Source organism: Streptococcus infantis, from assembly GCF_047465185.1.
GTDB classification, from domain to species: Bacteria; Bacillota; Bacilli; order Lactobacillales; family Streptococcaceae; genus Streptococcus; species Streptococcus infantis_O.
On sequence record NZ_JASHAJ010000002.1, the window covers coordinates 180,712 to 206,610 of the forward strand.

The following is a 25,899-nucleotide window of genomic DNA, read 5'->3' on the forward strand; positions in this document are numbered from 1 at the left end:
TTGCGTATTCCTTAGCTTTGTGGTAAAATGATTGTCAAATTGTTAAGTATGAGGACTTTCTATGAAAAATCAAACCCTAATGCAATATTTTGAGTGGTACCTTCCCCACGATGGACAACACTGGACGCGACTTACCGATGATGCTGAGCATCTTGCAAATCTAGGAATTAGCCACGTCTGGATGCCACCTGCCTTTAAAGCTACCAACGAAAAAGATGTCGGTTATGGTGTCTATGACCTTTTTGACCTCGGAGAATTCGACCAAAAAGGCACTATCCGTACCAAATACGGCTTTAAAGAAGACTATCTTCAAGCCATTCAAACACTTAAATCACATGGGATTCAACCTATGGCTGACGTCGTCTTAAACCACAAGGCAGCTGCAGATCGTTTAGAATCCTTCCAGGTTATTGAAGTCGACCCAGAAGATCGCACAATTGAACTTGGAGAACCTTTTACTATCAATGGTTGGACAAACTTTACTTTTGATGGAAGACAAAATACCTACAATGATTTCCACTGGCACTGGTACCATTTCACTGGAACTGACTATGATGCTAAACGTCGTAAGTCTGGCATCTATCTCATTCAAGGTGATAATAAAGGCTGGGCTAACGAGGAATTAGTTGATAACGAGAATGGTAACTATGACTATCTCATGTATGCGGACCTAGATTTCAAGCATCCAGAAGTCATAAAAAATATCTACGATTGGGCTGATTGGTTTATCGAAACGACTGGTGTAACAGGTTTCCGCTTAGATGCTGTAAAGCATATTGACTCTTTCTTTATGCGTAATTTCATTCGTGACATCAAAGAGAAATATGGACAAGACTTCTATGTCTTTGGAGAATTCTGGAATCCAGACAAGGAAACCAACTTGGACTACCTCGAAAAGATTGAAGAGCGCTTTGACCTTGTCGATGTCCGACTCCATATGAATCTCTTTGAAGCAAGCCAGGCTGGTGCAGACTACGACTTGCGTACCATCTTTAATGATAGTCTGGTTCAAATCAAACCAGATAAGGCTGTAACCTTTGTCGAAAACCATGATACTCAACGAGGACAAGCTTTAGAATCTACTGTAGAAGAATGGTTCAAACCAGCAGCCTATGCTCTTATTCTTTTGCGTGAGCAGGGTCTCCCTTGTGTCTTTTATGGAGACTACTACGGTATCTCTGGTCAATATGCTCAGCAAGATTTTAAAGAAGTTCTTGACCATTTGCTAGCTATCCGAAAAGAGTTAGCTTATGGAGAGCAGACGGACTACTTTGATGACCCTAATTGTATCGGTTGGGTCCGTTCAGGAGCTGACAATCAAGCACCTTTAGCTATTCTTATCTCAAATGCTCAAGACAATTACAAAACTATGTTTGTAGGTCAAGAATGGGCTGATCATTCTTTTGTTGATTTACTTGGCAACCATTCAGACCAAGTAACTATTAATGCTGAAGGATATGGTGATTTCCCAGTTGCTGAACGTTCTGTAAGTGTTTGGGGACTTACTTATTAAGAACACAAAAAAACTTGCCATGGGCAAGTTTTTTTTATTGCTAAATATTAGTCTTTCCAAAGGTCCATGGCATTTTTAAAATCAGATGAAACTTGTACATTTTGAGGGTTTGTTGCCTCTCTCTCCTGACGTTTCGCTTCTACCTGGGCTACACTCCTAATCCCTTCGTGACGCCAGTTTCGAAGGATAGCTTGGATATATTTCCAATTTGGTTTTCCATTTAAAACAGCTTCTCGTAAGGCTTCTTTTATCAAATCCGCACTAGTTCCGTCTTCTTTCAAACTCTTTTCCAAATCTTCGATTTCAAAGGGGCTCAATAGACGGCCTAGCTCCTGTTGGAAAGTATCTACCAAGCTCTTTAAATCATTTGGGGCAGATTGCACCTGGTTTGGAGCTTGTTTTTCAAACAGTTGGTCTAGGCGCTCCAAGGCAAGGGTTGCATCAAAGATTACTTCTATTTCGCCATTAAGTTCAATCGTACGGTATTGAAGCAGGCCTTTTTCTGTCAAGCGTGAAATAGCCTGATTGACTTCAGTGACATTTTTGCCGATTTTCTCAGCAATCTGACTTGGAGACAATTCTCCTAAAGCCGTTGTATTCTGTAGGTAAAAGAATTGCCAAACCAAGAAATCATCACTTGATGAGAACAGTTGATTGTAATGTAAAAGCAGGTCACTCGGTAACACTAAGTTTCCTGATTTGAAAGCATCTAAATATGTCATAATTCCTCTTATAAATATCCAAAATGAGACACATCTTCTTCCGCACTCTTCCACTCAAACGGCGTTTCTTGGTAAACCGCATAATTTACCCAGTTACTAAAGAAGAGAGCTGCAGATGAACTCCAACGCATACAAGGAAGCTCATGAATGTCATCATTTTTGAAATAATTTTCTGGTATATGGGGATCTAAACCAGCATCTAGATCTCTAAAATATTCCTTTGCAAGCGTGTCGCGATCATACTCTAAATGCCCAAAGCTATAAACTTCTCTCAAATCTCGACTCGCAAGGATAGAGATTCCCACCTCTTTTCCTGATGCTAAAATCTCTAGATTTGTTTTATTCAGAATATCTTCTTTGTGAACTTCTGTATGGCGAGAATGAGGGGATACATATAAATCATCAAAACCTCTCAAAAGAAGGTGACCTTCTTTTAAAACATCCTGAGGATAAATCCCCGAAAGCTTCTGCTCCATCTGGTATTTATCTACGCCATAGCGATAGTATAGACCTGCCTGTGCCCCCCAACAAATATGCAGGGTTGAAAAGACATGAGTCTTAGACCAATCAATCACTTGGGTAAACTCCTGCCAATAGTCAACCTCCTCAAATGGAAGGTGCTCAACTGGAGCTCCTGTGATAATCAAGCCATCGAAATAATCATCTTTGACTTCCGAGAAGGTCTTATAAAAGGTCTCCATATGCTCTGAGCGAGTTGTTTTTGATTGGTGACTCTCCATATATAAAAAGTCAATATCTAACTGTAAAGGAGTATTGGCCAAATGCCTTAAGAGTTGAGTCTCTGTTACAATTTTTTGCGGCATTAGATTTAAAATAAGAATTTTCAAGGGTCGGATATCCTGATGAGCCGCCCGTTGATCATCCATGACGAAAATATTTTCTGTTTGTAAAATCTCAACTGCTGGTAATTTTTTATCAATTCTAATCGGCATGGAAATCTCCTCACTGTATCATACTGGACTCAAGTAACCTGACTGTCATCAAATGGAATAATCCAGCTGACGACACTTCTTCCCTTTATTATACTGTAAGAAGATATAGTTTTCAATTATAGTTTTTCTCTAACTAGATATAGCCTATTTTTATATCCGATGAAGAGAAAACAGCCCTAAGGACTGTTTTTCATTAATAATGCATCAAAACTTTATAGTCGTAATCTCCGATTGCTTCACGACCTTTTAGCTCATCAAGCTCAATCAAGAAGGCACAACCTGCTACGACACCACCTAATTTTTCAATCATTTCGATTGTCGCTTTAACAGTACCACCTGTTGCCAAGAGGTCATCTACAATAAGAACACGTTGACCTGGTTTGATAGCATCGGCGTGCATAGTCAAGGTATCAACACCATATTCTTTTTCGTAGTCAGCTGAAATCACTTCACGTGGCAATTTCCCTGGTTTACGAACAGGTGCAAAACCAATTCCCAACTCAAAAGCGACTGGACATCCAACAATAAATCCACGTGCTTCTGGTCCTACGATCATATCAATTTTTTTGTCAGTAGCATATTGAACAATTTCACGAACGGCATAACTGTAGGCATTTCCGTTAGCCATCAAAGGGCTGATATCACGGAACGTAATGCCTTCTTGTGGGTAATTTTCAATACTTGCAATGTAATCTTTTAAGTTCATAGCATTTCTTTCTTTTTAAGTTTTTACTCCCTATTATACCATATTTCCTAGAAAAGCAAAATAGAAAGAAGTCTTGAAACTTGGTCCAAGACTTCTCTTTTATTCTTCAATGTTGCTACTCACTAGCTCAATGAAGTTCCTACTTCTATTTACTTTTAGAGGTTTGGTTGCGATGACGATTTTGTTCAATGCGCCACTCTCGTTCAAAGTAAGACATGGTTTCAAATACTCTCTCTGGCAAACCAACATCCAGCAAATAGATTGGGATTTTCAAAACGTTAGAATGTTTTGAACTTGTAAATCTACTTCGAAGACGATACCAGAAAGAGTTGGATTTTAAAAGTTCCTTGTCATAAAACTGAACCTCAATCATATAAAAATCCCTTGCATTTCTACTACCCTTAATTCTCATGAGAGCAAATTTTTCTACCTGTTCCCAGGAATAAAACTGCCAGTCTCTCTTCGGATATGGCTTATAGGAAAATCCTTGAGCCGTACATTTCAAATATTCTTTATCAGAAAAAAGAAGTCGCAAACGTTGATATAAAATGAAACCAACGATGATGATTAAAAAACAAATAAAGAGAATTAAGGCCACCAATCCCATAGGTAGTTCTTCGGGATAGGTCATCATAAAAGATAGGATCCAAAGAAGAAAAGCTAACTCAACTAAGCAGAGAACAATAGTCCAAATGATTTTCTTACTGCACCATTTGATGATTTTCTCTTCCATTAAACCAACTCACTTAAATATTCATAGCGTTCATATTTTTCAAGTAAGGCTTCATTCTTTTCATCCAGCTCCTTTTGAAGGGTGGCTAGTTTCCCAAAGTCAGAACCATTTGCCTGCATCTCTTCTTCAATCTCTACAATGCGGTTTTCCAAGGCTTCGATGTCACCTTCAATACATGCCCACTCCTGCTTTTCTTGGTAGGTCATCCGTTTCTTTTCTTCACGAACTTTGACGACTTTTTCCTTGTCAGCTTTTTGGTTTTGAGTTACCGTTTCTGCTTCAAAAGCTTTTTCATCTAGGTAGTCTGTGTAATGTCCAAAGAAAGGACGGATGGTCCCATCTTCAAAAGCAAGAATCTTAGTTGCTACCTTATCAAGGAAATAGCGGTCATGACTAACTGTCAAGACTGGTCCTGCAAAACCTTGTAAGAAATTTTCTAGAACCGTTAAGGTCGCAATGTCTAGGTCATTTGTTGGTTCATCCAAGAGAAGCACATTGGGTTTTTCAAGGAGTAATTTGAGGAGGTACAGACGCTTCTTCTCTCCACCTGACAGCTTCTCAATCAAGGTGCCGTGAGTTGAGCGTGGGAAGAGAAATTGTTCTAGTAATTCTGCAATGGATGTCGTAGTACCACCGCTCGTCTTAACCTCTTCTGCCACTTCCTGCAGGTAATTGATAACCCGCTTACTTTCATCTAAACCTTCGATTTGTTGAGAGAAATAAGCGATACGAACTGTTTCACCGATGATAACTTGTCCTTCAGTAGCTTCAAGTCTTCCTGCAATAAGGTTAAGAAGGGTTGACTTCCCAACACCATTGTCCCCGACGATTCCGATACGGTCTTTGGCTTGTACCAAAAGATTAAAATGTTTCAGAATTGGTTTATCGTCATAGGCAAAGGAAACATCCTTAAACTCGATAACTTTTTTACCGATACGGCTAGTTTCAAAATTCATGCTCAAGTCTGTCTCAAGGCTAGTATCTGAAACTTCCTTTTTCAAGTCATGGAATCGATTGATACGCGCCTGTTGCTTGGTCGCACGAGCTTGAGGTTGCCGTCTCATCCAAGCTAATTCTTGTTTGTAAAGTTGTTCCTTTTTGTGAAGAAGTGCTGCATCACGCTCATCCTGTTCAGCCTTGAGACGGACATAATCTTGGTAATTCCCCTGATACTCTGTTAATCCACCTCTATCCAATTCAAAAATTCGCGTAGAAAGAGCATCCAGGAAATAGCGATCGTGGGTGATGAAGAGGACGGTCTTCTTGGAATTCTTCAAGAAAAGTGTCAGCCACTCGATGGTCGCAATATCCAGATGGTTGGTAGGCTCATCAAGAAGCAAGAGATCATGATTTCCTAAAAGCACTTGCGCCAATTGAACCCGTCTACGAAGACCACCCGACAAAGCTCCAACAGGAGTTGATAATTCTTGAATGCCTAGTTTACTGAGAACAGTCTTGACCTGACTTTCGATTTCCCATGCTTGGAGAGAATCCATCTCCGCCATGACCCGTTCTAGACGCGCCTGCTTGTCCTCACTGTAGTTGAGCATAAGCAGTTCATACTCCCGAATCAACTGGATTTCCTTGAGGTCACTGGATAAAACAGTATCCAAGACAGTCTTGTTATCATCAAATTCCGGATTCTGGGTCAAATAACCAATCTTGTAATCACTCTTTGCTGAAAATGGGCTTACGTCACCATCAAAACCTGAAACACCAGAAAGCACATCTAGAAGGGTCGTTTTCCCAGTTCCGTTGACCCCAATAAGACCGATACGATCTAAGTCATGGATGATAAAAGAAATATCCTTAAAAACAGTCTTATCACCAACTGATTTGCTTAGTTTTTCAACGATAAAATCACTCATTTTCTCTCCCTTAAGTATGCATGAATGGCTTCCACTTCATTATCTAGATTACCATCCACAATAGCGTACTCAATTTCCTCTAAAACATCTCCCATTTCTGGTCCAGGTTGATAGCCGTATTCCTTGATCAAAATCCCACCATTGATTTGAATTTCTTTCTTATCATGGATGGTTAGGCTGTGGTAAGTCTCTGTAATAGCCTGTGGATTGACTTCTTTTCCTTGAGCCTGACGAAGATTTTCAGCCTGTAAAAGCAAATCTAGATCAAAGCGGTAACAATCGCGCTTGCTTAGTTCTCCTTCTTCACGAAGTTCTAAGATTGTTAGCAAATCTTGAACTTGCTTGGCAAATTGTCGTGATGTCTTCCAATGTTTTAAAAATTTTTGAGCATCTTCCACTTTTAAAACCCATAAAAGTGCTGCCCAGGCTTGTTCAGAAGATTCAAAAGTGAAATGATCTTCTAAATCAAATAATGACTGGAGTTTATCCTGACTACCAGCCATATCTGGAAGATAATCATAAGCTTGACTCTCAATCATAGATGATAAACCTACTCGCCAATAGGGAGCCAGTAAAAGCTTATCAAACTCGACAAAAGTGCGCTCCACAGAGATTTTATCTAAGAGTGGTGTTAAGGCCATCATCGCTTCAAACGTTTCTTGCTCGAGTTCAAAACCAAGACTAGCCTGAAAACGAAATCCACGCATGATGCGTAGCGCGTCTTCATTGAAACGTTCACTAGCTACACCGACGGCTCGCAGGACTTGATTTTCTAAATCTTTGAGACCATCAAATAAATCGACGATTTCCCCTGTCTCATCCAAGGCAAAGGCATTGACTGTGAAATCTCGGCGTTTGAGATCTTCTTCGAGTGAACGAACAAAAGAAACCGAACTTGGTCTCCGATAGTCTACATAGACATCCTCTGTTCGAAAAGTGGTTACTTCGTACTCTTCATCTCCATCTAAAACCAAAACGGTCCCATGCTCAATGCCGATATCAGCTGTGCGTGGAAAAATCTGCTTGGTCTCTTCAGGATAAGATGAAGTCGCGATATCCACATCATGGATGGGACGATTGAGTAGGGCATCCCTAACAGAGCCACCCACAAAATAAGCTTCAAATCCTGCTTCTTTAATTTTTTCTAATACTGGTAAAGCCTTCTGAAATTCAGAAGGCATTTTTGTTAATTTCATAGTAAGTGTTCTAATCCATAGACAAGCTCATGACGCTTGACAACTTCTTTGATTCCCAAATTCACCCCTGTCATGAAGGAGCTACGATCATAGGAGTCATGACGCAGAGTCAATCCCTCTCCTTGATTGCCAAAAATGACCTCTTGATGAGCTACCAAACCTGGCAAGCGAACTGAATGGATTCGCATACCATCAAAGTTAGCTCCACGTGCTCCCGCAATGAGTTCTTCCTCATCGCTAGCACCTTGTTGAATAGACTCACGAACTTGTGCCATCAACTCAGCTGTTTTGATAGCTGTCCCGCTCGGCGCATCTTTTTTCTTATCATGGTGAAGTTCAATAATCTCCACATTTGGAAAGTATTTAGCTGCCTGTGCTGCAAATTGCATGAGTAAGACAGCACCCAAGGCAAAGTTAGGAGCAATCAAGCCACCCAAGTTTTTAGAACGAGAAAATTCTTTTAGTTCTTCAATCTCTTGACTAGTGAAACCTGTTGTTCCAACGACAGGTGCAAAGCCATTTTCAAGCGCAAAATGGGTATTCTCATATGCAACAGCTGGTGTTGTAAAGTCCACCCATACATCTGCTTCAAAGCCTGCCAAGTCATTCTTATCATTGAATACTGGAATTCCCTGCCATTCTGTTGCAGTTTCGAAAGGATCCAACACTGCTACTAGTTTAAGTTCAGAATCAGACAAAACCATCTGACAAGCAGCTTGTCCCATTCTTCCCTTAAAACCTGCAATAATCACTCGAATACTCATCTTTACTCCTATCTAAGATACAAAGCCTGTAAGAACACAAAGTGAAAATAGGAGTTCTGATCAAGGAGTTTCTTCTCCTTGGAAGAACTATCTTTTTCACATAGGGTTCCAGGCGTGTTCAATTGCTAAGATACAAAGGACGTTAGCTGCCCATGAAAAATAGGGGATGGCGCTGACTTTCCACGAAAGGCAAGACAGGCATCTTTTTTCAAGAGGCAGATAGTCCGTGTTCAATTTTAAGATACAAAGCCTGTAAGACAAATCTAGACGATTGGTGTGTATGCCAAAGCGATGCTTCCTTCTCCCAGGTGGGTTCCAATGACACTACCAAAGGTTGCAATCTCAACATCTGTAGCTACTCCACTATCTAGCAAAAGCTGACGTAAATCGGCTGCTTTTTGAGAGGCATTCCCATGAATCACCATAATTTGGTAGTTTCCGTTACTTGTCACATCTTTGACAATTTCAACCAGACGTTTAGTTGCTTTCTTCTCTGTACGAACCTTCTCATAAACTTCGATAACACCTTGGTCATTGAAATAGAGAATTGGTTTAATGCTAAGAAGATTTCCTAAAATGGCTGCGCCGTTTGATAAACGACCACCTTTAACCAAATGATCAAGATCATCTACCATGATAAAGGCAGAAGTATTTTCAATCTGTTCTGTTAACTTATCTAGTATAGACTGGAAATCATCTCCCTGCTCAGACCACTGAAACACACTTTCTACCATGAAACCTAGTGGTGCACTTGTAATTCGAGTATCAGGAAAAGCAATGGTCAGACCTTCGAACTCATCCGTCATATATTGGATATTCTGATGAAATCCTGAGATTCCAGAAGAAAGGAAGAGACCCAGAACATGAGTATAACCTTTTTCTTTCAATGATGATAAAATTTCATCCAACTTTGCGATACTTGGTTGACTTGTTTTAGGTAGTTCAGATGAACGAGCCATTTTTTCATAAAATTCTTGAGCGGTTAGATTTACACCTTCAACATACTCCTGTCCGTCGATATTCACAGGAATTTCTAGCACAAATAAATCTTCTTTCCGCAAGGTTTCCGCTTGTAGAAAAGCAGATGAGTCTGTTATGACCGCTAATTTCATTCTTTTAAAACTCCAAATTAATTCCTGGTAAGTCTAGTGCAATTTCCGTTACTTCATAAGTCAAACGGTTTAGCATATCCAAAGAAGGACGAGCAAGCGTCTCAACTTCTTCTTGACTAAAGTCACTTGGTTGATCTACGATACGACCTTCAACGTGGTTCACTTGAGAAATAGTACCGCTGATAACAAATTTATCAAAGACAATCATAAAGCTCAAAACAACTACGAGAGAAGTCACTTGATTTTCTTGGTCATGTTGAAGTAGTTGGAAGTTCACATCAACCTTTGTTTCAGGAATTCCGTTCTCATTTTCCCATTCAAAATTACGCGCATCAAAGTGATACTGACTAACAAATTCTTGTTCACGTTTTAAATTCATCATATTCTCCATGGTTACAATTTACTTTGACATTGTAACATATTTTCTTATTTTCTGCTAACTTTCCTAAATTCCGATTTCTGCTTTCACAACTTCAGCAATGGTATCCACATAGTAATCTACTTCTTCAGTTGTTGGTGCTTCAGCCATGACACGCAAGAGTGGCTCAGTTCCACTTGGGCGAACGAGAATACGTCCATTACCTGCCATCTCTTCTTCCATCTTATCGATAATAGCCTTGATAGCTGGTACTTCCATGGCTTTGTCTTTCATGGTGTTTTCCACACGGATATTAACCAATTTTTGTGGGTAAATTGTTACTTCTGAAGCCAATTGAGATAAGCTCTTCCCTGTTTCTTGCATGATCTTAGTCAATTGAACTGCTGACAACTGACCATCACCAGTTGTATTGTAGTCCATCAAGATAACGTGACCTGACTGTTCTCCACCGAGATTGTAGCCCGATTTTCTCATTTCTTCAACTACATAGCGGTCTCCAACAGCAGTGACAGCTTTATTAATGCCTTCACGATCCAAGGCTTTATGGAAACCAAGGTTGGACATAACTGTTGTTACAATTGTATTTTGTGCCAATTGACCTTTTTCAGAAAGGTATTTACCGATGATATACATAATCTTATCACCGTCGACAATTTCACCATTTTCATCAACAGCAATCAAACGGTCGCTATCACCATCAAAGGCTAAACCAATGGCAGATTGACTTTCTTTGACAAGTTCTTGCAAGGCTTCTGGGTGAGTCGAACCAACATTCAAGTTAATGTTCAAACCATCTGGATTTTCTCCAATGACAGTGATTTGGGCACCCAAATCTGCAAAAATTTGACGAGCACTTGTAGAAGCTGCTCCATTTGCAGTATCTAAGGCTACCTTCATCCCTTCAAGAGCTGTTCCAGTTGAAATCAGGTAGGCTTCATACTTGCGTAATCCTTCTGGGTAATCAACAACAGTACCTAATCCTTCAGCACTTGGACGTGGGAGAGTATCTTCACTGGCGTCAAGCAAGGCTTCGATTTCTGCTTCTTTTTCATCGTCTAGCTTAAAGCCATCGCCACCAAAGAATTTAATTCCGTTATCAAGGGCTGGGTTGTGACTAGCTGAAATCATGACACCTGCGCTCGCTCCTTCAGTTTTCACCAAATATGCTACTGCAGGCGTAGCAAGTACACCAAGTTTATAAACGTGAATTCCCACAGAAAGAAGACCAGCAATCAAGGCTGCTTCTAGCATTTGACCTGAGATACGTGTATCGCGTCCAACAAAAACCTTAGGCGCTTCTGTCGCATGTTGACTGAGGACATATCCTCCAAAGCGACCCAATTTAAAGGCCAATTCTGGCGTTAATTCTACGTTTGCTTCTCCACGGACTCCGTCCGTTCCAAAATATTTACCCATTTTAAGATTCCTTTTCTAGTTTAATGTTTATTTTAAGATTCTGACTTCGTCTCTGCTGCTGTCGTTGAAGAGTTTTCAGTAGATGAAGTATTACTTGTTGTGGTTGTGCTACTTGTTGTTCTTACAGCTTTGGTCGTTACTTTCATAGTAGTTTCAAAAGGTGTAATCACTGTTGGTAAGACAGCCCCATTTTTATCAACAGCTTGCAAAGGAACTGATCCAGAATAGTTCCCTGTAATCTGTTCACTCGTTGGTAAAACTGCAACAATCCGATCAATCTTAGATAGTGTATCCGCATCACTAGTTACTGAAACTTTTTCATCAGAAACAGTCACACGTTCGATTATAATCTTCTCATCAATTTGACTAGAATCAATTTGAGGTACAACAGGTACATTATCTCGAGTAACTTTCTTACCAACCTTGACTGTGATCTTTTGAGGTGTTGCTACAGCTGTCAAACCACTTGGAAGATTTTCAATGGTCAAGGGAACTTCAATCGTTCCTTCTGTAGCCTGGGTCAAATCAGCAGTCACTTTAAATTTACGAGTGCTTTCCTGCATCTCACTAGCCAAGGTGACTCGATTCGAACCCGTCAAAAATACCGTTACTTCTGAACTGAAACCACTGATAAAATACTGCTCACTATCATACTGAATATCAATCGGTACATTGACTACTGTATTGGTATAGGTTTCAGTTTTAGTTTGCCTTGCATTGGTATTGTTTTGATAATTGATTGATGTTGCATAGATAAACAGGACACATGCAAAGAGGAGTGAGGAGATGATATAAAGACTATTTCTTTTCATTATTCCAGCCTCCTAATAGACGTTCTTTTAAGCTTAGTTCTTGTTCATCCTTAGGTATCAGAATACGACGTAGTTCTTCCTCGAATTCTTCCAAACTTAGATCATGTTTGAAGACACCATTGTAGGTGATGGATATACCTCCAGTTTCTTCAGATACAACAAAAGTAAGGGCATCTGAAACTTCTGATAAACCAATGGCTGCACGGTGACGAGTTCCGAACTCTTTGGAAATACCTGTGTTTTCAGTCAGTGGTAAATAGGCAGAAGTTACTGCGATCCGATCTCCACTGATAATGACTGCACCGTCATGGAGAGGCGTATTAGGGATAAAAATGTTAATTAATAACTCAGCAGAAATCTTAGCATCCAAAGGAATTCCTGTAACGATGTACTCCTGCAAGGTTCTCACACGTTGAACAGCTACCAAAGCTCCAATCTTCCGTGGGCTCATATACTCAACCGATTTTACAAAAGCCTGTACCATCCGCTCTTCTGAACTTATAGGAGTATTTGAAAAGAAGTCCGTAGCTCGACCTAATCGTTCCAAACCTGTCCGAATTTCTGGAGAAAAGATAACAACCGCTGCGATAACTCCATAGGTAATCAATTGGTTAATCAACCAGGAAATAGTCGTCAAGCCCAAAAAATTAGCCGCAATCTGAGCTAAGATAAAAACTAAAACGCCTCGAACCAGAATCATAATCTTGGTTCCTGCAATTGATTTTGTAAATTGGTATAAGATATAAGCAACGATTAGAATATCAATCACATTTATCGCAATACTCCAAGGACTGGAAAACAAACTAGACCAGTATTGAAGATTAGATAATTGCTGAAAATTCATCCTGTGTCCCCTCTCCAAAAAAGCTTCTCTTCATTATACCATTTTTAATGGAAATTTTCTCCCCCCTACCTCATTTTAAATTGGCAGAAAATATGATAGAATAAAATGATAAAAATGAAATAAGGAGAAACCATGTCTGAATTATATGATATTACCATCATAGGGGGTGGCCCAGTTGGTCTTTTCGCAGCCTTTTATGCAAATTTACGTCAAGCTAAAGTACAAATCATTGACTCTCTTCCTCAATTAGGTGGCCAACCTGCCATTCTTTATCCTGAAAAGCAAATTCTTGATGTCCCAGGTTTCCCAAATCTCACTGGTGAAGAACTAACTAATCGCCTCTTAGAACAACTAAAAGGTTTTGATACACCAGCATATCTCAATGAAACTGTTCTTGACATTGAAAAAGAGAATGATGTATTTAAGATAACAACTACTAAAGGTATTCATAGTAGTAAAGCTGTTATTATCGCTATGGGTGGAGGTGCCTTTAAACCGCGTCCACTTGAATTAGAAGGTGTTGATAGTTATGAAAATATCCATTATCACGTTTCTAACATTCAACAATATGCTGGCAAGAAAGTAACCATCCTGGGTGGAGGAGACTCTGCTGTGGACTGGGCCTTAGCTTTTGAAAAGATTGCTCCAACTACACTTGTTCACCGTCGAGATAACTTCCGTGCGCTTGAGCATAGTGTCCAAGCTCTTCAAGAATCATCTGTTAGCATCAAAACACCATTTGTGCCAAGTCAACTTCTTGGAGATGGAAAAACTCTTGACAAGCTTGAAATCGCAAAAGTCAAATCCGATGAGACTGAAACCATTGAGTTGGACCACCTCTTTGTCAACTATGGCTTTAAATCATCAGTTGGTAATCTTAAAAACTGGGGACTTGACCTTAACCGTCACAAAATTATCGTTAATAGCAAGCAGGAGTCAAGCCAAGCTGGAATTTACGCTATCGGTGACTGCTGCTACTACGATGGTAAGATTGACTTGATTGCAACAGGTCTTGGTGAAGCACCAACTGCTGTCAACAATGCTATCAACTATATCTACCCTCAACAAAAAGTACAACCAAAACACTCAACAAGTCTATAAAAAACAACCACGAATCCTAGGATTTGTGGTTTTATAGTTCTTGAGCGCTTTGATGCAATCTTTCTGCTCTTGTATATCGTATTTATCTTTAGTATTGGTCAGCTTGATTATCTTTCTGATTGCCTTTTACAGCTTGCTGAAAGATTGCAAAGGCTAGTAATGCCTCATTGTTGCCAGCCATACCTATTTCTTCAAGTTGTTTCTTGATTTTACTATCCGTCACATCCAAAGATAAGAGGGTTTCAAATGCTTTTTTAGATCAATTTTTTTCTTCTAGCTATGCCAGACACTTTTCCTCCTTTTGAGCTAATAGCTCTTATTTCATCTTTGCTTCGTTCTGTAACTGGTTTTAAATTTTTAGTCCCATCTCTAGATAATTTTCACCCCCCTTTCAAACAAAAAAATCACAAATATTTTATACTTATGATTTCATTGTATATAGTAAAAAAGGGGATGTTTTACATTATTCCTAATAACTTTTCGATTTTGTTGAGTAAATCTCTATATTTTGAGTTGTCTTTTTCGTTGTTGACAAGATATTCGTTTGCAACGATGTTTAATGACTGATATAACCCGCCCATAATTCCGGATTGTTTCTCAGTCAGTTCAATCTTCTTAGCGTATTCATCATAATACATCTTGCAATTCTCATATATACGCTCATTCAACTTATTATAAAGATTAGTCATTTTCTATTGTACCTATCTATAGTTCATCAGCAATTTTATTAATCTTTCTCAGTCGATGATTGACACCACTTTTTGTGAGTGGATTTGTCAAACTGTCTGCCAATTGTTGGATAGAGTAGTCCGGATGTTGAATACGCAAATGCGCTACTTCCTGCAAATCTACTGGTAGGCTATCTAGACCTACGGTATCAATGATTTTACTGATATTGTTGATGGTTTTCATGCTCGCAGAAACCGTACGAGCGATATTAGCTGTCTCTGCATTATTAGCACGATTGAGATCATTCCGAGTTTCTCGGAGAATCTTGACGCCTTCAAAAGTATCTCTCGCCTCCATGGCTCCCACTAAAATCAGGAAATCCATAATATCTTCCGCTCGCTGAAGATAGGTCACTGCCCCCTTTTTTCGTTCGATAACCTTTGCATCTAGCAAGAACTGCTGCAAGAGCGAAGCAATCCCTTGGGCGTGGTCTAGATAAACCGAACTAATTTCCAACTGATATTTCCCTGACTCGGGATCACGAATGCTGCCATTCGCTAAGAAGGCTCCACAGAGATAGGCACGACCTGCTTCCTCATCTCCTAAAATTTCTGGATCAATCCCAGTCTCCAAACCAAAGAAAGAATCGGCCAAACGCAAATCTGCTAAAAGTTCCTGGACTCGCTCATCCGTAAATACAGTATAGACGCGATTTTTCCGTAGATTACTTCTCTGGTGGTGACGAATCTCAGACTTGATGCCATAAAAGTGCAAGAAAGATTCATAGAGATGACGGGCCAATTTAGCATTTTCTGTAATGACGGACAAGGTCAAACCAGAGCTCGATAAACCAATACTACCCGACATCTTGATAATAGCTGACAATTCATGACGACTCAGGTGATGCTGACTTAAAATTTCTTCTTTTACTGCTACTGTAAAACTCATTTTCTCACCTGTATGATCCGCATGAGCTCATCTACGATTAAATTACCATCGTGAAAGGCTCCCCCATTTTCCAAGCGTAGAAAGTTGGATGAAATGACACGTGGGACTTGCTTACGCAAACCTTCAAAATCATGCTCAACCTGCACCAAATACTCATCAAAACGGTTGGTATCCATATAGTCCCTCGGAACCTTTTCGATATTAACAAGGACAGTATCGATAAATGGACGGCCCAAATGACGATGCAAGACTGCTACGTGATCACTATCTGAGAAATGCTCCGTTTCTCCACGTTGAGTCATAATGTTGCAGACATAGGCAACCTCTGCCTTAGTCTCTAGAAGAGCCTGACCGATTTCTTCGATGACGATATTAGGCAAAATCGAAGTAAAGAGTGAACCTGGTCCCAAGACAATCATATCACTCTCAAGAATGGTATTGACAACTCGACGGCTAGCCTGCGGTTTTTCATCATCTAGAGTGTTTGTCACATAGACATGGTCAATCATACCTGGATGATCTGCAATGTGACTTTCCCCAGCAACTTCTGAACCATCTTTAAAGACAGCATGGAGTGTCAAAGGATGGTCACTTGATGGGAAAATCTTTCCTGTAGTATGGAATAATTTACTCAGCAATTGCATGGCATTATAGGTCGAACCCTGCATTTCAGATAATCCAGCAATGATAATGTTTCCTAATGGATGACCAGCAAAAGCACCTGCATCCTCTGAAAAACGGTATTGAAAGACCTTTTCATAGAATTTTGGCATATCTGACATGGCCACAAGGACATTACGCAAATCCCCTGGAGGTGTCAACTGTTGAATATTCTTACGCAATTCACCTGAAGAACCACCATCATCCGCAACGGTAACTATGGCTGCAATTTCGACGTCTTTTTCCCGTAGACTATTTAAAATAACAGGGATTCCGGTTCCTCCACCGATTACCGTAATTTTGGGTTTTCTCATGAACGGTTTACCGTTTCCTTTCTTCGGTCTTTATCACGATGACTTTCATTTACAGGCCAACTTTTAGATAGGTCATTCGCTAAACGCTTGGCAAAAGCAACACTTCGGTGTTGGCCACCAGTACAACCAATCGCAATAGTTAAGACTGATTTGCCTTCTTTTTTATAGCCTGGTAGGATTGGTTCAACCAAGGCTAACAAATGACGGTAGAAATCTTCAGATTCCTCATGGTTCATGACATAGTCATAAACTGCCTGGTCTTCACCTGTCTGATTGCGAAGTTCTGGCAGATAGTAAGGGTTTGGCAAGAAACGAACATCAAATACCAAGTCTGCATCAATTGGAATGCCGTATTTAAACCCAAATGACATGACCTCGATACGGAAAGACTGCGTTTGTTCTTGGTCCGAAAATTGCTCTGCAATAGTCTTGCGAAGTTCACGAGGAGTTAACTCTGTTGTGTCAACCACATTTTGGCTCATGTTTTTTAATGGAGCCAAGAGTTCACGTTCCAGCTTGATACCGTCCAAGATACGACCATCAGCTGCAAGAGGGTGACTTCTTCTAGTTTCCTTATAGCGTGCTACCAATTCCTTATCAGCAGCATCCAAAAAGAGAATCTTGAAGTCCAAATCATCTTGGTTTTCCAATTCATCCAAGACAGCCTGAATCTCTGAGAAGAAAGAGCGGCTTCGCATATCCACCACTAGGGCTAACTTGTGGTCGTCATCCTTGGTCTCTACCAACTGCAAAAACTTTGGCAATAGAGCTGGTGGCATATTATCAATCGTAAAATATCCTAAATCTTCAAAGGATTGAATGGCTACAGTTTTCCCTGCACCACTCATCCCTGTTACAATCACCAGGTGAAGTTGTTTCATTGTCATCATAGTCTCCTTATATCAAAAGAAGTTTGGAAAACCAAACTTCAACTCGCTTATCCAATCTCTGCGATGACTTCAATTTCGACTTTTACATCGCGAGGAAGACGAGCTACTTCTACAGCTGAACGAGCTGGAAATTCCTTGTTAAAGGCTGTTTGGTATACCTCATTAAAAGGTACAAAGTCGTTCATATCGCTCAAGAAACAAGTCGTTTTAACAACATGGTCAAAATCTGTACCTGCTTCTGCCAAAATAGCTCCAATGTTTTTCAAAACTTGTTCAGTCTGTTCTTGAATCGTTTCTCCTACGATTTCTCCAGTTTCAGGAGATAAAGGAACTTGACCGCTAGCAAACAAAAGGTTCCCAACGATTTTTCCTTGAACGTAAGGTCCGATTGCCTTTGGAGCTTTATCTGTATGAATTGTTTTTGCCATATGTATTCCTCACAATTTTTCTAAAATAGCATCCCAAGCCTGGTCCATTCCTTCTTTTGTTACGGATGAAAAGAGGATAAAGTCATCACTTGGATCAAAGTTTAATTTCTTTTTAATGGCTGATTCGTGCTTGTTCCATTTACCTCGCGGAATCTTGTCTGCCTTGGTCGCCACAATGATGACAGGAATCTCATAATATTTAAGAAATTCGTACATCTGTACATCATCTGCTGACGGATCATGACGAAGGTCAACGAGACTAACCACTGCTCGAAGATTTTCTCGAGTGGTTAAGTACTCCTCAATCATGCGTCCCCATTTTTCGCGTTCCTTTTTGGACACACGGGCATAACCGTAACCAGGCACATCTACAAAACGCATCTTATCATCAATATTAAAGAAATTAAGTAGTTGTGTTTTCCCTGGCTTTCCAGAGGTACGAGCTAGATTTTTACGATTGAGCATGGTATTGATAAAGCTCGATTTACCAACATTTGAGCGTCCTGCAAGAGCAATTTCAGGGAGTTCATCCTGCGGATAGTGGGATTTGTTGGCAGCACTCAGTAAAATCTCAGCATTGTGTGTATTGATTTCCATAGTCACCTCTAGGCTGTCTCTAGGATTGGCTTAGCTGTTCCATCAACTGCTTCTTTTGTGATACGAACTGTTTTCACATTTTCTTGACTTGGAACTTCAAACATAACATCTAGCATGGTTTCTTCGATGATTGAGCGAAGACCACGAGCACCCGTTTTACGTTCAATAGCTTTGTTAGCAATCTCTTGGAGAGCCTCATCGTCAAATTCAAGCTCAACATCGTCATATGAAAGCAAGGTCTGGTATTGTTTAACCAAGGCATTTCTTGGCTCTTTCAAAATGCGAACCAAGTCATCCACTGTCAACTGCTCCAAGGCTGCAAAGACAGGCAAGCGTCCAATTAATTCAGGAATAATACCGAATTTCTGAATATCTTCTGCAATGATTTCTTGCATGTAAGAACTGTTTTCGTCAATAGCCTTGCTATTTTGTCCGAAACCGATAACTTTTTCACCAAGACGCTGTTTGACAATTTCTTCGATTCCATCAAAGGCACCACCCACGATGAAGAGGATATTCTTGGTATCTACTTGAATCATTTCTTGTTGTGGATGTTTGCGTCCACCTTGTGGAGGAACACTTGCTACTGTACCTTCGATAATCTTGAGGAGGGCTTGTTGCACACCTTCACCAGAAACATCACGTGTAATAGAAACATTCTCGCTCTTCTTAGCAATCTTATCAATCTCATCGACGTAGATAATCCCACGTTCTGCACGTTCAATGTTAAAGTCAGCTGCCTGCAAGAGTTTGAGGAGAATGTTTTCCACGTCCTCACCTACATAACCAGCCTCAGTAAGAGCCGTTGCATCAGCAATAGCAAAAGGTACATTCAAACTTCTAGCAAGAGTCTGAGCAAGGAAAGTCTTCCCTGATCCAGTTGGGCCAATCATTAGAATGTTTGACTTTTGCAAATCCACATCTTCAGTCTCTTCACGAGTGTCATGGAAATTGATGCGTTTGTAGTGGTTATATACAGCCACTGCCAGAGCACGTTTGGCACGATCTTGACCGATCACATAGTGGTTCAAAATATTTAGGAGTTCGATTGGTTTTGGTACCTCAGATAAGTCTGCCAATACTTCCTCAGCCAACTCCTCACGAATAATCTCCTGAGCCAACTCCACACATTCATTACAGATAAAGGCATTGTTCCCAGCAATTATTTTTTTAACTTCTTCTTGGCTTTTGCCACAAAATGAGCAATAAACCATCATATCATTTTTCCTATTTGTAGACATGATTCCCTTCCGTTCTAACTATTCATTCTATCTAAAATAAGGTCATATAAAAAGCATGAATGCTATTCACCAAGTTTGTGAAAGCATTTAGCCATAGCAGAGTAGCAAGTCCAAAGCGCTTTTTACGAAAAGCGTGTGTTCCAGCTACAAGACAGACAGCACACAAAAGAGCTGTAAAAAATCCAAAAATACTGCGCTCCATTAGACTTCCTTTCTCTTTCTATATTCGATGGTAAAATCATAGACATTTCTCTCATCTTTGGAATAAGATTTGCTTGCAACAGTCTCAAAAACAGTCAAGTCAAAATCTTCTGGGAAATAGGTATCCCCTTCAACTTGAGCATGAATTTGTGTCACAATAATCTCATCGAGATAAGGTTCAAAAAGCTGAAAAATCTGCTTGCCACCAATGATATAGAGATTCTTAGCCTGATGATGATACCAGTCTAAAACATCCTCGACATTTTGGAAAACCAGTGCTCCTTCAATTGACTCTTCGGGATTGCGCGTCAAAATTAAGGTTTCACGTCCTGGAAGCAATCGTCGCCCCATCCCATCAAAGGTTACACGACCCATTAAAATGGCATGATTCAAGGTTGTTTCTTTAAAATGTTTTAACTCTGCTGGCAAATGCCAAGGCAAACGATCCTCTTTCCCGATCACACCCTTTTCATCTTGAGCCCAAATGGCTACGATTTTCTTTGTCATGCTTTCATCCTTTTCATTGATAGTTCTATTTTATCAAAAATCTTCAAAAAAGACTGTTTTGGAATGCCCTCTTGAATAGAAAAAATCCGTAGAAAACTTCTACGGATTTTTAGAAAAATACAGTATCTTACAAACCAGGTGTTTGTCCTAATTCTGCTGCAAGCATCCAGACTGTTTTTTCAAGGTCTGCCTTAGCACCAACGAAAATATCATTAGTAACATCATCACCTTCTTCATCTGTTACATCCAATGCTTTTTGGAAAAGAGTGATGAGGTAACGATAAATTTCAAGGACACGTTCCAAGCTTTCTTCTACGTTACGGAACTCTCCAACTTCTTCTTCGATTTCACTGTGTTGAAGGAATTCTGTCAAAGTAGAGTAAGGTTTGCCACCAAGAGTGATCAAGCGTTCGCTGATTTCATCAAGGTAACCATCCAGGCTATCCATGTATTCATCCATCTTAGGATGCCATACCATAAAACCACGTCCACGCATGTACCAGTGTACTTGATGAAGAGCGATATGCGCTACGTACAAGTCTGCCACGGCTTGATTCAAGACTTCCTTCGTTTTTACTAGCGTTTCAGGAGCTGTCTTAGATAATGTTGTTACATCTTTTAATGCATCTTTTTTCAATTCAACCATTTTTCTCACCTCGTAAAATTATTTTTGTAACCATATTTATTGATTACTACCTCATTATACTACTCCAAGTAGACAAAAGCAAGAAAATTAACCCATATTAAAAAAGTTGTAATTGACTGATAATTTAAGAAAATGAGTGGCTATTTACCCTAGCTATTTTCTCTGTTTTTACTAGAAAATTGACTTTGATAAAGGTCATAATAGAAACCTTTTGCAGCTAGGAGACTTTCATGATTTCCTTGTTCGATAATCTGCCCATCTTTCAGCACCAAAATTTTGTCAGCTTCCTGAATAGTCGAAAGTCGATGGGCAATGACAAAGCTTGTTCTCCCTTTCATCAAACGTTTCATAGCCTTTTGAATCAAGAGTTCTAGACGAGTATCGACTGATGAGGTCGCTTCGTCCAAAATTAAGATTGTAGGATCCGCCAAGAGAGCACGCGCGATAGTTAACAACTGTTTTTGCCCAAGAGAAATATTACTTGACTCTTGGTTCATTTCCATGTTATAGCCACCAGGAAGGGTGCGGATAAAGTGGTCAACATTGGCCGCCTTAGCAGCTTCAACGATTTCTTCATCTGTTGCATTCAGATTTCCAAAGCGAAGATTTTCCTTGATACTGCCTTCATAGAGCCAGGCATCCTGTAGAACCATCCCAAACTGGCGACGATAGTCCTGACGAGACAGGTCACGAATATCTTGGCCATCCACTAAAATGGCACCAGCTGTCACATCGTAAAAACGCATGAGAAGGTTAATCAAGGTTGTTTTCCCTGCTCCGGTAGGTCCAACGATAGCTACCATCTCTCCAGGTTCAACATCTAAATTAAAATTGCGAATCAATGGTTTGTTTTCCACATATTGGAAATCGACATTTTTGAAACTAACTTGACCTGTCAATGGTGCTAGTTCTTTCACTTCAGCAGTTTGAACTTCTTCCTGTTCATCTAAAACTTCGAAGACACGATCAAGCGAAGACTTAGCACTTTGCATTTGCCCAGCTAATTGAGTAATGTTTTGGATTGGTTGACTGACCTGCCACACATACTGAACGAAGGCCTGCATATTACCAATCGTCAAACGCCCTGCAATAACCTGCAATCCACCTAATACTGCAACAATCAGGTAGGTTAAATCAGATACGATGTGAAGGGCAGGCATCATCAATCCTGAAATAAAGCTCGCCTTGAATCCGACTTGTTGCAATTCATCCGTAATCTTTTCAAATCTCTCTTGAGAATTTTCTTCTCGTCCGAAAAGTTTTAAAACATTGAAACCTGTCAAGTTTTCCTGTACAAATCCATTCATACGTCCCAATATAGCTGCCTGCTGTTTAAAGTATGGCTGCGAACGGTTTAGAATCGTTTTGGCTCCAAAATAAGTCACTGGAATCGACAAGATAACAATGATAGCCAACTGAAGATTTAGATAGAGGACCATTCCCATAACAAAAATAATGGTAAAGACTGCATTAACAATCTGTAAGAAGGATTGTTGGAGTGCATTAGATACGGTCTCTACATCACTAGTAAAACGTCCCAGCAAATCTCCAAATTGGTGCTTGTCAAAGTAAGACACAGGGATGCGGTTGATTTTTTCGCTCATTTCATTTCGCAAATCCTGTATCATAGACTGGACAGCATTGGTCATGAAATAGTTTGAGTAGTAAGAACCCAACTCATAAAAAAGGCCACGCAAGAGATAGATCACCAGAATCACTGCGATATAGCTGGTATTAATCCCTGCTCCTGCAACACCATTTGCCATGGCAAGGAGGTTGCTGGTTAACTCAGTGATAGCAAGCCCCAATATGAATGGCTCGATAACACTCATTATGACGCTGACTATTTTCAAGAAGACTGCAAAGAAAACAGAGAAACGGTAGGCTTTTAAATAACTCCATAGACGAGCTAGGCTAGATTGTTGTTTCATCCTTTACCTCCTATTCTTCTGTCAGAGACGCATTTTTCAACTGCGACTCAGCAATTTCTCGATAGATGTCATTGGTTTCCATCAATTCTTCATGACGACCACGGCCAACTATTTCGCCCTTATCAAGGACGATAATCTGGTCCGCATCCATAATGGTTCCAACACGTTGCGCGACAATCAATACCGTAGCATCTTTAGTCACATCCTTGAGACGACGACGCAAAATTGCATCTGTACGGTAGTCCAAGGCTGAGAAGGAATCATCAAAGATATAGATATCTGGACCCTTGATGACTGCGCGGGCAATCGACAATCGTTGCTTTTGACCACCTGATAGATTGCTTCCCCCTTCAGCCAGATGAGTTGCAAAACCTTCTTCTCGACTCTCGATAAAGTCTTTGGCTTGGGCTACATCAGCTGCTTGGTGCAAGTCCTCATGACTGGCGTCCTCTTTTCCGTAACGGAGATTATCTGCGATAGTCCCTGTAAAGAGCAAGGCTTTTTGTGGAATAAATCCAATTTTCTGGCGGAGTGATTTGAGACGGTAATCCCGGACATCAACACCATCGACCTTAATTTTCCCCAGTGTAACATCATAAAAACGAGGAATTAACTGAACCAGAGTAGACTTACCTGACCCAGTCGAACCGATAAAAGCAATGGTTTCTCCCGGTTTAGCAGTAAAGGAAATGTTATGCAAAACAGGGCTTTCTGTTTCCCCAGGATAAGCAAAGGTCACATTATCAAATTCTAAGTAACCATGTGTTTCTGTTTCTTGAATTCCGTCCTCATTTGGATCAATGGAAATAGGCATATCCATGATTTCCTTCAAGCGCTCACTAGACACAGCCGTACGTGGATACATGGTAAAGAGGTTTGACAAGAATAGGAAGGACAAGAGGGCATGGAAACTATACTCGATAAAGGCCACCAAATCCCCAATCTGCAAACTTCCTTGCTTGAGAGGATCTAGAGCAAACCAAACGATAGCTACAATCATGGCAATAATGATTTGCACAAACAGTGGCTCCGTCAAACCAGTCAATTTGAACAAACGATTCGAATTATCTGCATAGATTGCATTTTTCTCTTTGAAACGTTTTTCTTGGAAATCTTCACGAGCAAAGGCACGAATCACTCGCAAGCCCATCAAATTTTCACGGACATATTGGTTTATCTTGTCTAGTGTTTTCTGTTGTTTTTCAGATAAGGGGCGCGTTTTCACTGCCACATAAAGGACTACTACAGCTAGGAAAGGAACTGAAAAAGCGACAATCCAGGCTAGTGAGGGACTAGTTAAGAAAATCATGAGAATACTCGACAGCATCATCATGGGAGTGATAACACCCAACTTAAGCGTCTGCTCTGCAAACTGCATAAGGACAAAGGCATCACTGGTAATACGAGTCACCAATGAAGAAACACCAATTTGTTCATATTCGTGATGAGAATACTCTTGTAATTTAGCATAAACATCATTTCGCATGTCCTTAACCATATTGGTGGTCAGTTTACTAGCAGCATAGGATAGAACAACCCGCCCAAATGTCCCCAAGACGATAATAACCAACATTACGATAGCCCAAAAATAGAGCTTTTCTTCATTACCTTGATTAATCCCCTGGTCAATCATGCGAGCAAGAACAGTCGGTAGCCCAAGATTGACAATCACAAAGAAAATAGCTCCGAAGAAGTCTAACACTAACCACTTGGGATAACGTTTGAGATAAGACCAAATATACAGCATGATTCTCCTTTCTTTTTCTTCTAATACTCTTCGAAAATCAAATTCAAACCACGTCAGCTTCACCTTGCCGTACTCAAGTACAGCCTGCGGCTAGCTTCCTAGTTTGCTCTTTGATTTTCATTGAGTATAAAATGCAGAAAAGAGCGTGCTTTCGCACGCCTTTTTACTAAAAAGAAGACAGGCAGTCTTAACCTCGAGGGAGGGAACTGTCTGTCTTAGATATTTGAAGCTTATTTTACAAAATCAAGCAATGCCAAGAAGCTTTCTGGATCAAGTGATGCACCACCAACAAGAGCTCCGTCAACGTCTGGACAAGCCATGTATTCTGCAACGTTTTCAGGTTTAACTGAACCACCGTATTGAACACGTACTTTATCAGCTACTTCTTGACCAAAGTCAGCTGCTACAACGTCACGAACAACTTTACACATTTTTTGTGCATCGTCTTGTGAAGCTGATTTACCAGTACCGATAGCCCAGATTGGTTCATAAGCGATAACTGATGAAGCTACTTGTTCTGCAGTCAATCCTGCAAGAGCAGCTGAAACTTGAGCACCTACGAATTCAGCAGCTTTTCCTGCTTCGTAAGTTTCAAGTGACTCACCACAACAGATGATTGGAAGCATACCGTTCGCAAAGATTGCTTTTGCTTTTTTGTTGATGTCTTCATCTGTTTCGTGGAAGTAGTCACGGCGCTCTGAGTGACCGATCACAACATAGTCAGTACCGATTTCTTTCAAAACTTGTGGACTAGTTTCACCAGTGAAAGCACCAGCATCTTCAAAGTAGCAGTTTTGAGCAGCAACTTTAAGATCTGAACCTTTAGCAGCAGCAAGAACTGTTGTCAAGTCAAGTGCAGGAACTGCAATCCCAGCTTCAACAAGGTCTGATGAAGGAAGTTTTGATGCTACAGCTTCAACGAATGCTTTTGCTTCTTCTGGGTTTTTGTTCATTTTCCAGTTACCAGCGATAAATGGTTTACGTGACATTTCACATACCTC

Annotated in this window: 27 protein-coding genes and 1 pseudogene; 2 read left to right on the forward strand and 26 right to left on the reverse strand. The window is 40.2% G+C overall.

Features of this window, described 5'->3' with window-relative positions; genetic code table 11:
* Positions 1-61: 61 nt before the first annotated feature.
* Positions 62-1,513 carry an alpha-amylase gene (locus QM382_RS04345; protein WP_414272581.1) on the forward strand — a complete coding sequence of 484 codons (1,452 nt, stop codon included), beginning with the start codon at positions 62-64 and terminating at the stop codon, positions 1,511-1,513.
* A 47-nt stretch (positions 1,514-1,560) separates the two neighbouring features.
* Here the strand turns inward: QM382_RS04345 and QM382_RS04350 are convergent, their stop codons facing one another.
* From QM382_RS04350 to cdaA, 12 genes are all read right to left on the reverse strand, one after another.
* Complete coding sequence (locus QM382_RS04350) at positions 1,561-2,235, reverse strand: DnaD domain-containing protein (RefSeq protein ID WP_004252223.1); 675 nt, start codon at positions 2,233-2,235, stop codon at positions 1,561-1,563.
* 8 nt (positions 2,236-2,243) lie between these two features.
* Positions 2,244-3,188, reverse strand: a complete 945-nt coding sequence (gene metA / locus QM382_RS04355) for a homoserine O-acetyltransferase MetA (protein ID WP_178895311.1) — start codon at positions 3,186-3,188, stop codon at positions 2,244-2,246.
* 193 nt (positions 3,189-3,381) lie between these two features.
* Positions 3,382-3,894 (reverse strand): adenine phosphoribosyltransferase, encoded by a 513-nt coding sequence (locus QM382_RS04360; RefSeq protein ID WP_001049312.1) that lies wholly within the window; start codon positions 3,892-3,894, stop codon positions 3,382-3,384.
* 145 nt (positions 3,895-4,039) lie between these two features.
* Positions 4,040-4,627 carry a hypothetical protein gene (locus QM382_RS04365; protein ID WP_414272582.1) on the reverse strand — a complete coding sequence of 196 codons (588 nt, stop codon included), beginning with the start codon at positions 4,625-4,627 and terminating at the stop codon, positions 4,040-4,042.
* Positions 4,627-6,495 carry an ABC-F family ATP-binding cassette domain-containing protein gene (locus QM382_RS04370; protein ID WP_414272583.1) on the reverse strand — a complete coding sequence of 623 codons (1,869 nt, stop codon included), beginning with the start codon at positions 6,493-6,495 and terminating at the stop codon, positions 4,627-4,629. The genes QM382_RS04365 and QM382_RS04370 overlap by 1 nt, the downstream gene beginning before the upstream one ends.
* Positions 6,492-7,691, reverse strand: a complete 1,200-nt coding sequence (locus tag QM382_RS04375) for a CCA tRNA nucleotidyltransferase (RefSeq protein ID WP_414272584.1) — start codon at positions 7,689-7,691, stop codon at positions 6,492-6,494. The genes QM382_RS04370 and QM382_RS04375 overlap by 4 nt, the downstream gene beginning before the upstream one ends.
* On the reverse strand, positions 7,688-8,455 hold the full coding sequence (dapB, locus tag QM382_RS04380) for a 4-hydroxy-tetrahydrodipicolinate reductase (protein WP_414272585.1): 768 nt from the start codon (positions 8,453-8,455) through the stop codon (positions 7,688-7,690). The genes QM382_RS04375 and dapB overlap by 4 nt, the downstream gene beginning before the upstream one ends.
* A gap of 263 nt (positions 8,456-8,718) precedes the next feature.
* Positions 8,719-9,567: a DegV family protein gene (locus tag QM382_RS04385; protein WP_414272586.1), complete on the reverse strand. Its 849-nt coding sequence runs from the start codon at positions 9,565-9,567 to the stop codon at positions 8,719-8,721.
* A gap of 4 nt (positions 9,568-9,571) precedes the next feature.
* Positions 9,572-9,946, reverse strand: a complete 375-nt coding sequence (locus tag QM382_RS04390) for a DUF1149 family protein (protein ID WP_004252208.1) — start codon at positions 9,944-9,946, stop codon at positions 9,572-9,574.
* A gap of 66 nt (positions 9,947-10,012) precedes the next feature.
* Positions 10,013-11,362, reverse strand: coding sequence for a phosphoglucosamine mutase (glmM, locus tag QM382_RS04395; protein ID WP_414272587.1), 1,350 nt, complete (start codon positions 11,360-11,362; stop codon positions 10,013-10,015).
* Positions 11,363-11,394: 32 nt separating this feature from the next.
* Positions 11,395-12,174, reverse strand: coding sequence for a YbbR-like domain-containing protein (locus QM382_RS04400; RefSeq protein ID WP_006151670.1), 780 nt, complete (start codon positions 12,172-12,174; stop codon positions 11,395-11,397).
* Positions 12,161-13,018 carry a diadenylate cyclase CdaA gene (gene cdaA / locus QM382_RS04405; RefSeq protein ID WP_006151439.1) on the reverse strand — a complete coding sequence of 286 codons (858 nt, stop codon included), beginning with the start codon at positions 13,016-13,018 and terminating at the stop codon, positions 12,161-12,163. The genes QM382_RS04400 and cdaA overlap by 14 nt, the downstream gene beginning before the upstream one ends.
* A gap of 132 nt (positions 13,019-13,150) precedes the next feature.
* Between cdaA and QM382_RS04410 the strand changes: the two genes are divergently transcribed.
* Positions 13,151-14,119 carry an NAD(P)/FAD-dependent oxidoreductase gene (locus QM382_RS04410; protein ID WP_254724437.1) on the forward strand — a complete coding sequence of 323 codons (969 nt, stop codon included), beginning with the start codon at positions 13,151-13,153 and terminating at the stop codon, positions 14,117-14,119.
* 39 nt (positions 14,120-14,158) lie between these two features.
* Here QM382_RS04410 and QM382_RS04415 read toward each other — a convergent pair.
* The 14 genes and pseudogenes from QM382_RS04415 to tpiA all read right to left on the reverse strand — a co-directional run.
* Positions 14,159-14,439: pseudogene (locus QM382_RS04415) on the reverse strand (stress-induced protein); the annotation flags it as partial.
* 138 nt (positions 14,440-14,577) lie between these two features.
* Complete coding sequence (locus QM382_RS04420; protein ID WP_254724438.1) at positions 14,578-14,808, reverse strand: hypothetical protein; 231 nt, start codon at positions 14,806-14,808, stop codon at positions 14,578-14,580.
* 16 nt (positions 14,809-14,824) lie between these two features.
* Positions 14,825-15,736: a DNA-binding protein WhiA gene (gene whiA, locus QM382_RS04425; RefSeq protein WP_006152058.1), complete on the reverse strand. Its 912-nt coding sequence runs from the start codon at positions 15,734-15,736 to the stop codon at positions 14,825-14,827.
* Complete coding sequence (locus tag QM382_RS04430) at positions 15,733-16,710, reverse strand: YvcK family protein (protein WP_414272588.1); 978 nt, start codon at positions 16,708-16,710, stop codon at positions 15,733-15,735. Before QM382_RS04430 ends, whiA begins: the two co-directional genes overlap by 4 nt.
* On the reverse strand, positions 16,707-17,597 hold the full coding sequence (rapZ, locus tag QM382_RS04435; protein WP_070677118.1) for an RNase adapter RapZ: 891 nt from the start codon (positions 17,595-17,597) through the stop codon (positions 16,707-16,709). The genes QM382_RS04430 and rapZ overlap by 4 nt, the downstream gene beginning before the upstream one ends.
* A 50-nt stretch (positions 17,598-17,647) precedes the next feature.
* Positions 17,648-18,028, reverse strand: coding sequence for a RidA family protein (locus QM382_RS04440; RefSeq protein ID WP_001140424.1), 381 nt, complete (start codon positions 18,026-18,028; stop codon positions 17,648-17,650).
* 9 nt (positions 18,029-18,037) lie between these two features.
* Entirely contained in the window at positions 18,038-18,625 is a 588-nt protein-coding gene (gene yihA, locus QM382_RS04445; protein ID WP_036757129.1) for a ribosome biogenesis GTP-binding protein YihA/YsxC, read from the reverse strand.
* A gap of 8 nt (positions 18,626-18,633) precedes the next feature.
* Positions 18,634-19,866 (reverse strand): ATP-dependent Clp protease ATP-binding subunit ClpX, encoded by a 1,233-nt coding sequence (gene clpX / locus QM382_RS04450; RefSeq protein WP_006152251.1) that lies wholly within the window; start codon positions 19,864-19,866, stop codon positions 18,634-18,636.
* A gap of 31 nt (positions 19,867-19,897) precedes the next feature.
* The gene (locus QM382_RS04455; RefSeq protein ID WP_000442255.1) at positions 19,898-20,068 is read right to left on the reverse strand and encodes a hypothetical protein; all 171 of its coding nucleotides are present in this window, start codon (positions 20,066-20,068) and stop codon (positions 19,898-19,900) included.
* A complete protein-coding gene (locus QM382_RS04460; protein WP_414272589.1) occupies positions 20,068-20,574 on the reverse strand; it encodes a dihydrofolate reductase in 507 nt (168 codons plus the stop codon). Before QM382_RS04460 ends, QM382_RS04455 begins: the two co-directional genes overlap by 1 nt.
* 127 nt (positions 20,575-20,701) lie before the next feature.
* Positions 20,702-21,220, reverse strand: a complete 519-nt coding sequence (locus QM382_RS04465; protein ID WP_006148031.1) for a Dps family protein — start codon at positions 21,218-21,220, stop codon at positions 20,702-20,704.
* Positions 21,221-21,369: 149 nt separating this feature from the next.
* Positions 21,370-23,151 (reverse strand): ABC transporter ATP-binding protein, encoded by a 1,782-nt coding sequence (locus tag QM382_RS04470; protein ID WP_414272590.1) that lies wholly within the window; start codon positions 23,149-23,151, stop codon positions 21,370-21,372.
* A gap of 10 nt (positions 23,152-23,161) precedes the next feature.
* Positions 23,162-24,898, reverse strand: a complete 1,737-nt coding sequence (locus tag QM382_RS04475; RefSeq protein ID WP_414272591.1) for an ABC transporter ATP-binding protein — start codon at positions 24,896-24,898, stop codon at positions 23,162-23,164.
* A gap of 230 nt (positions 24,899-25,128) precedes the next feature.
* Entirely contained in the window at positions 25,129-25,887 is a 759-nt protein-coding gene (gene tpiA, locus QM382_RS04480) for a triose-phosphate isomerase (RefSeq protein ID WP_414272592.1), read from the reverse strand.
* Positions 25,888-25,899 lie beyond the last annotated feature (12 nt).

What these genes read in the sequence shown, in the direction of transcription:
- QM382_RS04365 (WP_414272582.1), bottom strand. Translation starts at nt 4,627, where the DNA reads ATGGAAGAGAAAATCATCAAATGGTGCAGTAAGAAAATCATTTGGACT.
- QM382_RS04430 (WP_414272588.1), bottom strand. Translation starts at nt 16,710, where the DNA reads ATGAGAAAACCCAAAATTACGGTAATCGGTGGAGGAACCGGAATCCCT.
- QM382_RS04360 (WP_001049312.1), bottom strand. Translation starts at nt 3,894, where the DNA reads ATGAACTTAAAAGATTACATTGCAAGTATTGAAAATTACCCACAAGAA.
- QM382_RS04390 (WP_004252208.1), bottom strand. Translation starts at nt 9,946, where the DNA reads ATGAATTTAAAACGTGAACAAGAATTTGTTAGTCAGTATCACTTTGAT.
- yihA (WP_036757129.1), bottom strand. Translation starts at nt 18,625, where the DNA reads ATGGAAATCAATACACACAATGCTGAGATTTTACTGAGTGCTGCCAAC.
- QM382_RS04440 (WP_001140424.1), bottom strand. Translation starts at nt 18,028, where the DNA reads ATGGCAAAAACAATTCATACAGATAAAGCTCCAAAGGCAATCGGACCT.
- QM382_RS04465 (WP_006148031.1), bottom strand. Translation starts at nt 21,220, where the DNA reads ATGGTTGAATTGAAAAAAGATGCATTAAAAGATGTAACAACATTATCT.
- QM382_RS04385 (WP_414272586.1), bottom strand. Translation starts at nt 9,567, where the DNA reads ATGAAATTAGCGGTCATAACAGACTCATCTGCTTTTCTACAAGCGGAA.
- QM382_RS04455 (WP_000442255.1), bottom strand. Translation starts at nt 20,068, where the DNA reads ATGGAGCGCAGTATTTTTGGATTTTTTACAGCTCTTTTGTGTGCTGTC.
- QM382_RS04470 (WP_414272590.1), bottom strand. Translation starts at nt 23,151, where the DNA reads ATGAAACAACAATCTAGCCTAGCTCGTCTATGGAGTTATTTAAAAGCC.
- metA (WP_178895311.1), bottom strand. Translation starts at nt 3,188, where the DNA reads ATGCCGATTAGAATTGATAAAAAATTACCAGCAGTTGAGATTTTACAA.
- whiA (WP_006152058.1), bottom strand. Translation starts at nt 15,736, where the DNA reads ATGAGTTTTACAGTAGCAGTAAAAGAAGAAATTTTAAGTCAGCATCAC.
- QM382_RS04460 (WP_414272589.1), bottom strand. Translation starts at nt 20,574, where the DNA reads ATGACAAAGAAAATCGTAGCCATTTGGGCTCAAGATGAAAAGGGTGTG.
- glmM (WP_414272587.1), bottom strand. Translation starts at nt 11,362, where the DNA reads ATGGGTAAATATTTTGGAACGGACGGAGTCCGTGGAGAAGCAAACGTA.
- QM382_RS04475 (WP_414272591.1), bottom strand. Translation starts at nt 24,898, where the DNA reads ATGCTGTATATTTGGTCTTATCTCAAACGTTATCCCAAGTGGTTAGTG.
- QM382_RS04345 (WP_414272581.1), top strand. Translation starts at nt 62, where the DNA reads ATGAAAAATCAAACCCTAATGCAATATTTTGAGTGGTACCTTCCCCAC.
- rapZ (WP_070677118.1), bottom strand. Translation starts at nt 17,597, where the DNA reads ATGACAATGAAACAACTTCACCTGGTGATTGTAACAGGGATGAGTGGT.
- QM382_RS04370 (WP_414272583.1), bottom strand. Translation starts at nt 6,495, where the DNA reads ATGAGTGATTTTATCGTTGAAAAACTAAGCAAATCAGTTGGTGATAAG.
- clpX (WP_006152251.1), bottom strand. Translation starts at nt 19,866, where the DNA reads ATGTCTACAAATAGGAAAAATGATATGATGGTTTATTGCTCATTTTGT.
- QM382_RS04420 (WP_254724438.1), bottom strand. Translation starts at nt 14,808, where the DNA reads ATGACTAATCTTTATAATAAGTTGAATGAGCGTATATATGAGAATTGC.
- QM382_RS04400 (WP_006151670.1), bottom strand. Translation starts at nt 12,174, where the DNA reads ATGAAAAGAAATAGTCTTTATATCATCTCCTCACTCCTCTTTGCATGT.
- tpiA (WP_414272592.1), bottom strand. Translation starts at nt 25,887, where the DNA reads ATGTCACGTAAACCATTTATCGCTGGTAACTGGAAAATGAACAAAAAC.
- cdaA (WP_006151439.1), bottom strand. Translation starts at nt 13,018, where the DNA reads ATGAATTTTCAGCAATTATCTAATCTTCAATACTGGTCTAGTTTGTTT.
- dapB (WP_414272585.1), bottom strand. Translation starts at nt 8,455, where the DNA reads ATGAGTATTCGAGTGATTATTGCAGGTTTTAAGGGAAGAATGGGACAA.
- QM382_RS04350 (WP_004252223.1), bottom strand. Translation starts at nt 2,235, where the DNA reads ATGACATATTTAGATGCTTTCAAATCAGGAAACTTAGTGTTACCGAGT.
- QM382_RS04410 (WP_254724437.1), top strand. Translation starts at nt 13,151, where the DNA reads ATGTCTGAATTATATGATATTACCATCATAGGGGGTGGCCCAGTTGGT.
- QM382_RS04375 (WP_414272584.1), bottom strand. Translation starts at nt 7,691, where the DNA reads ATGAAATTAACAAAAATGCCTTCTGAATTTCAGAAGGCTTTACCAGTA.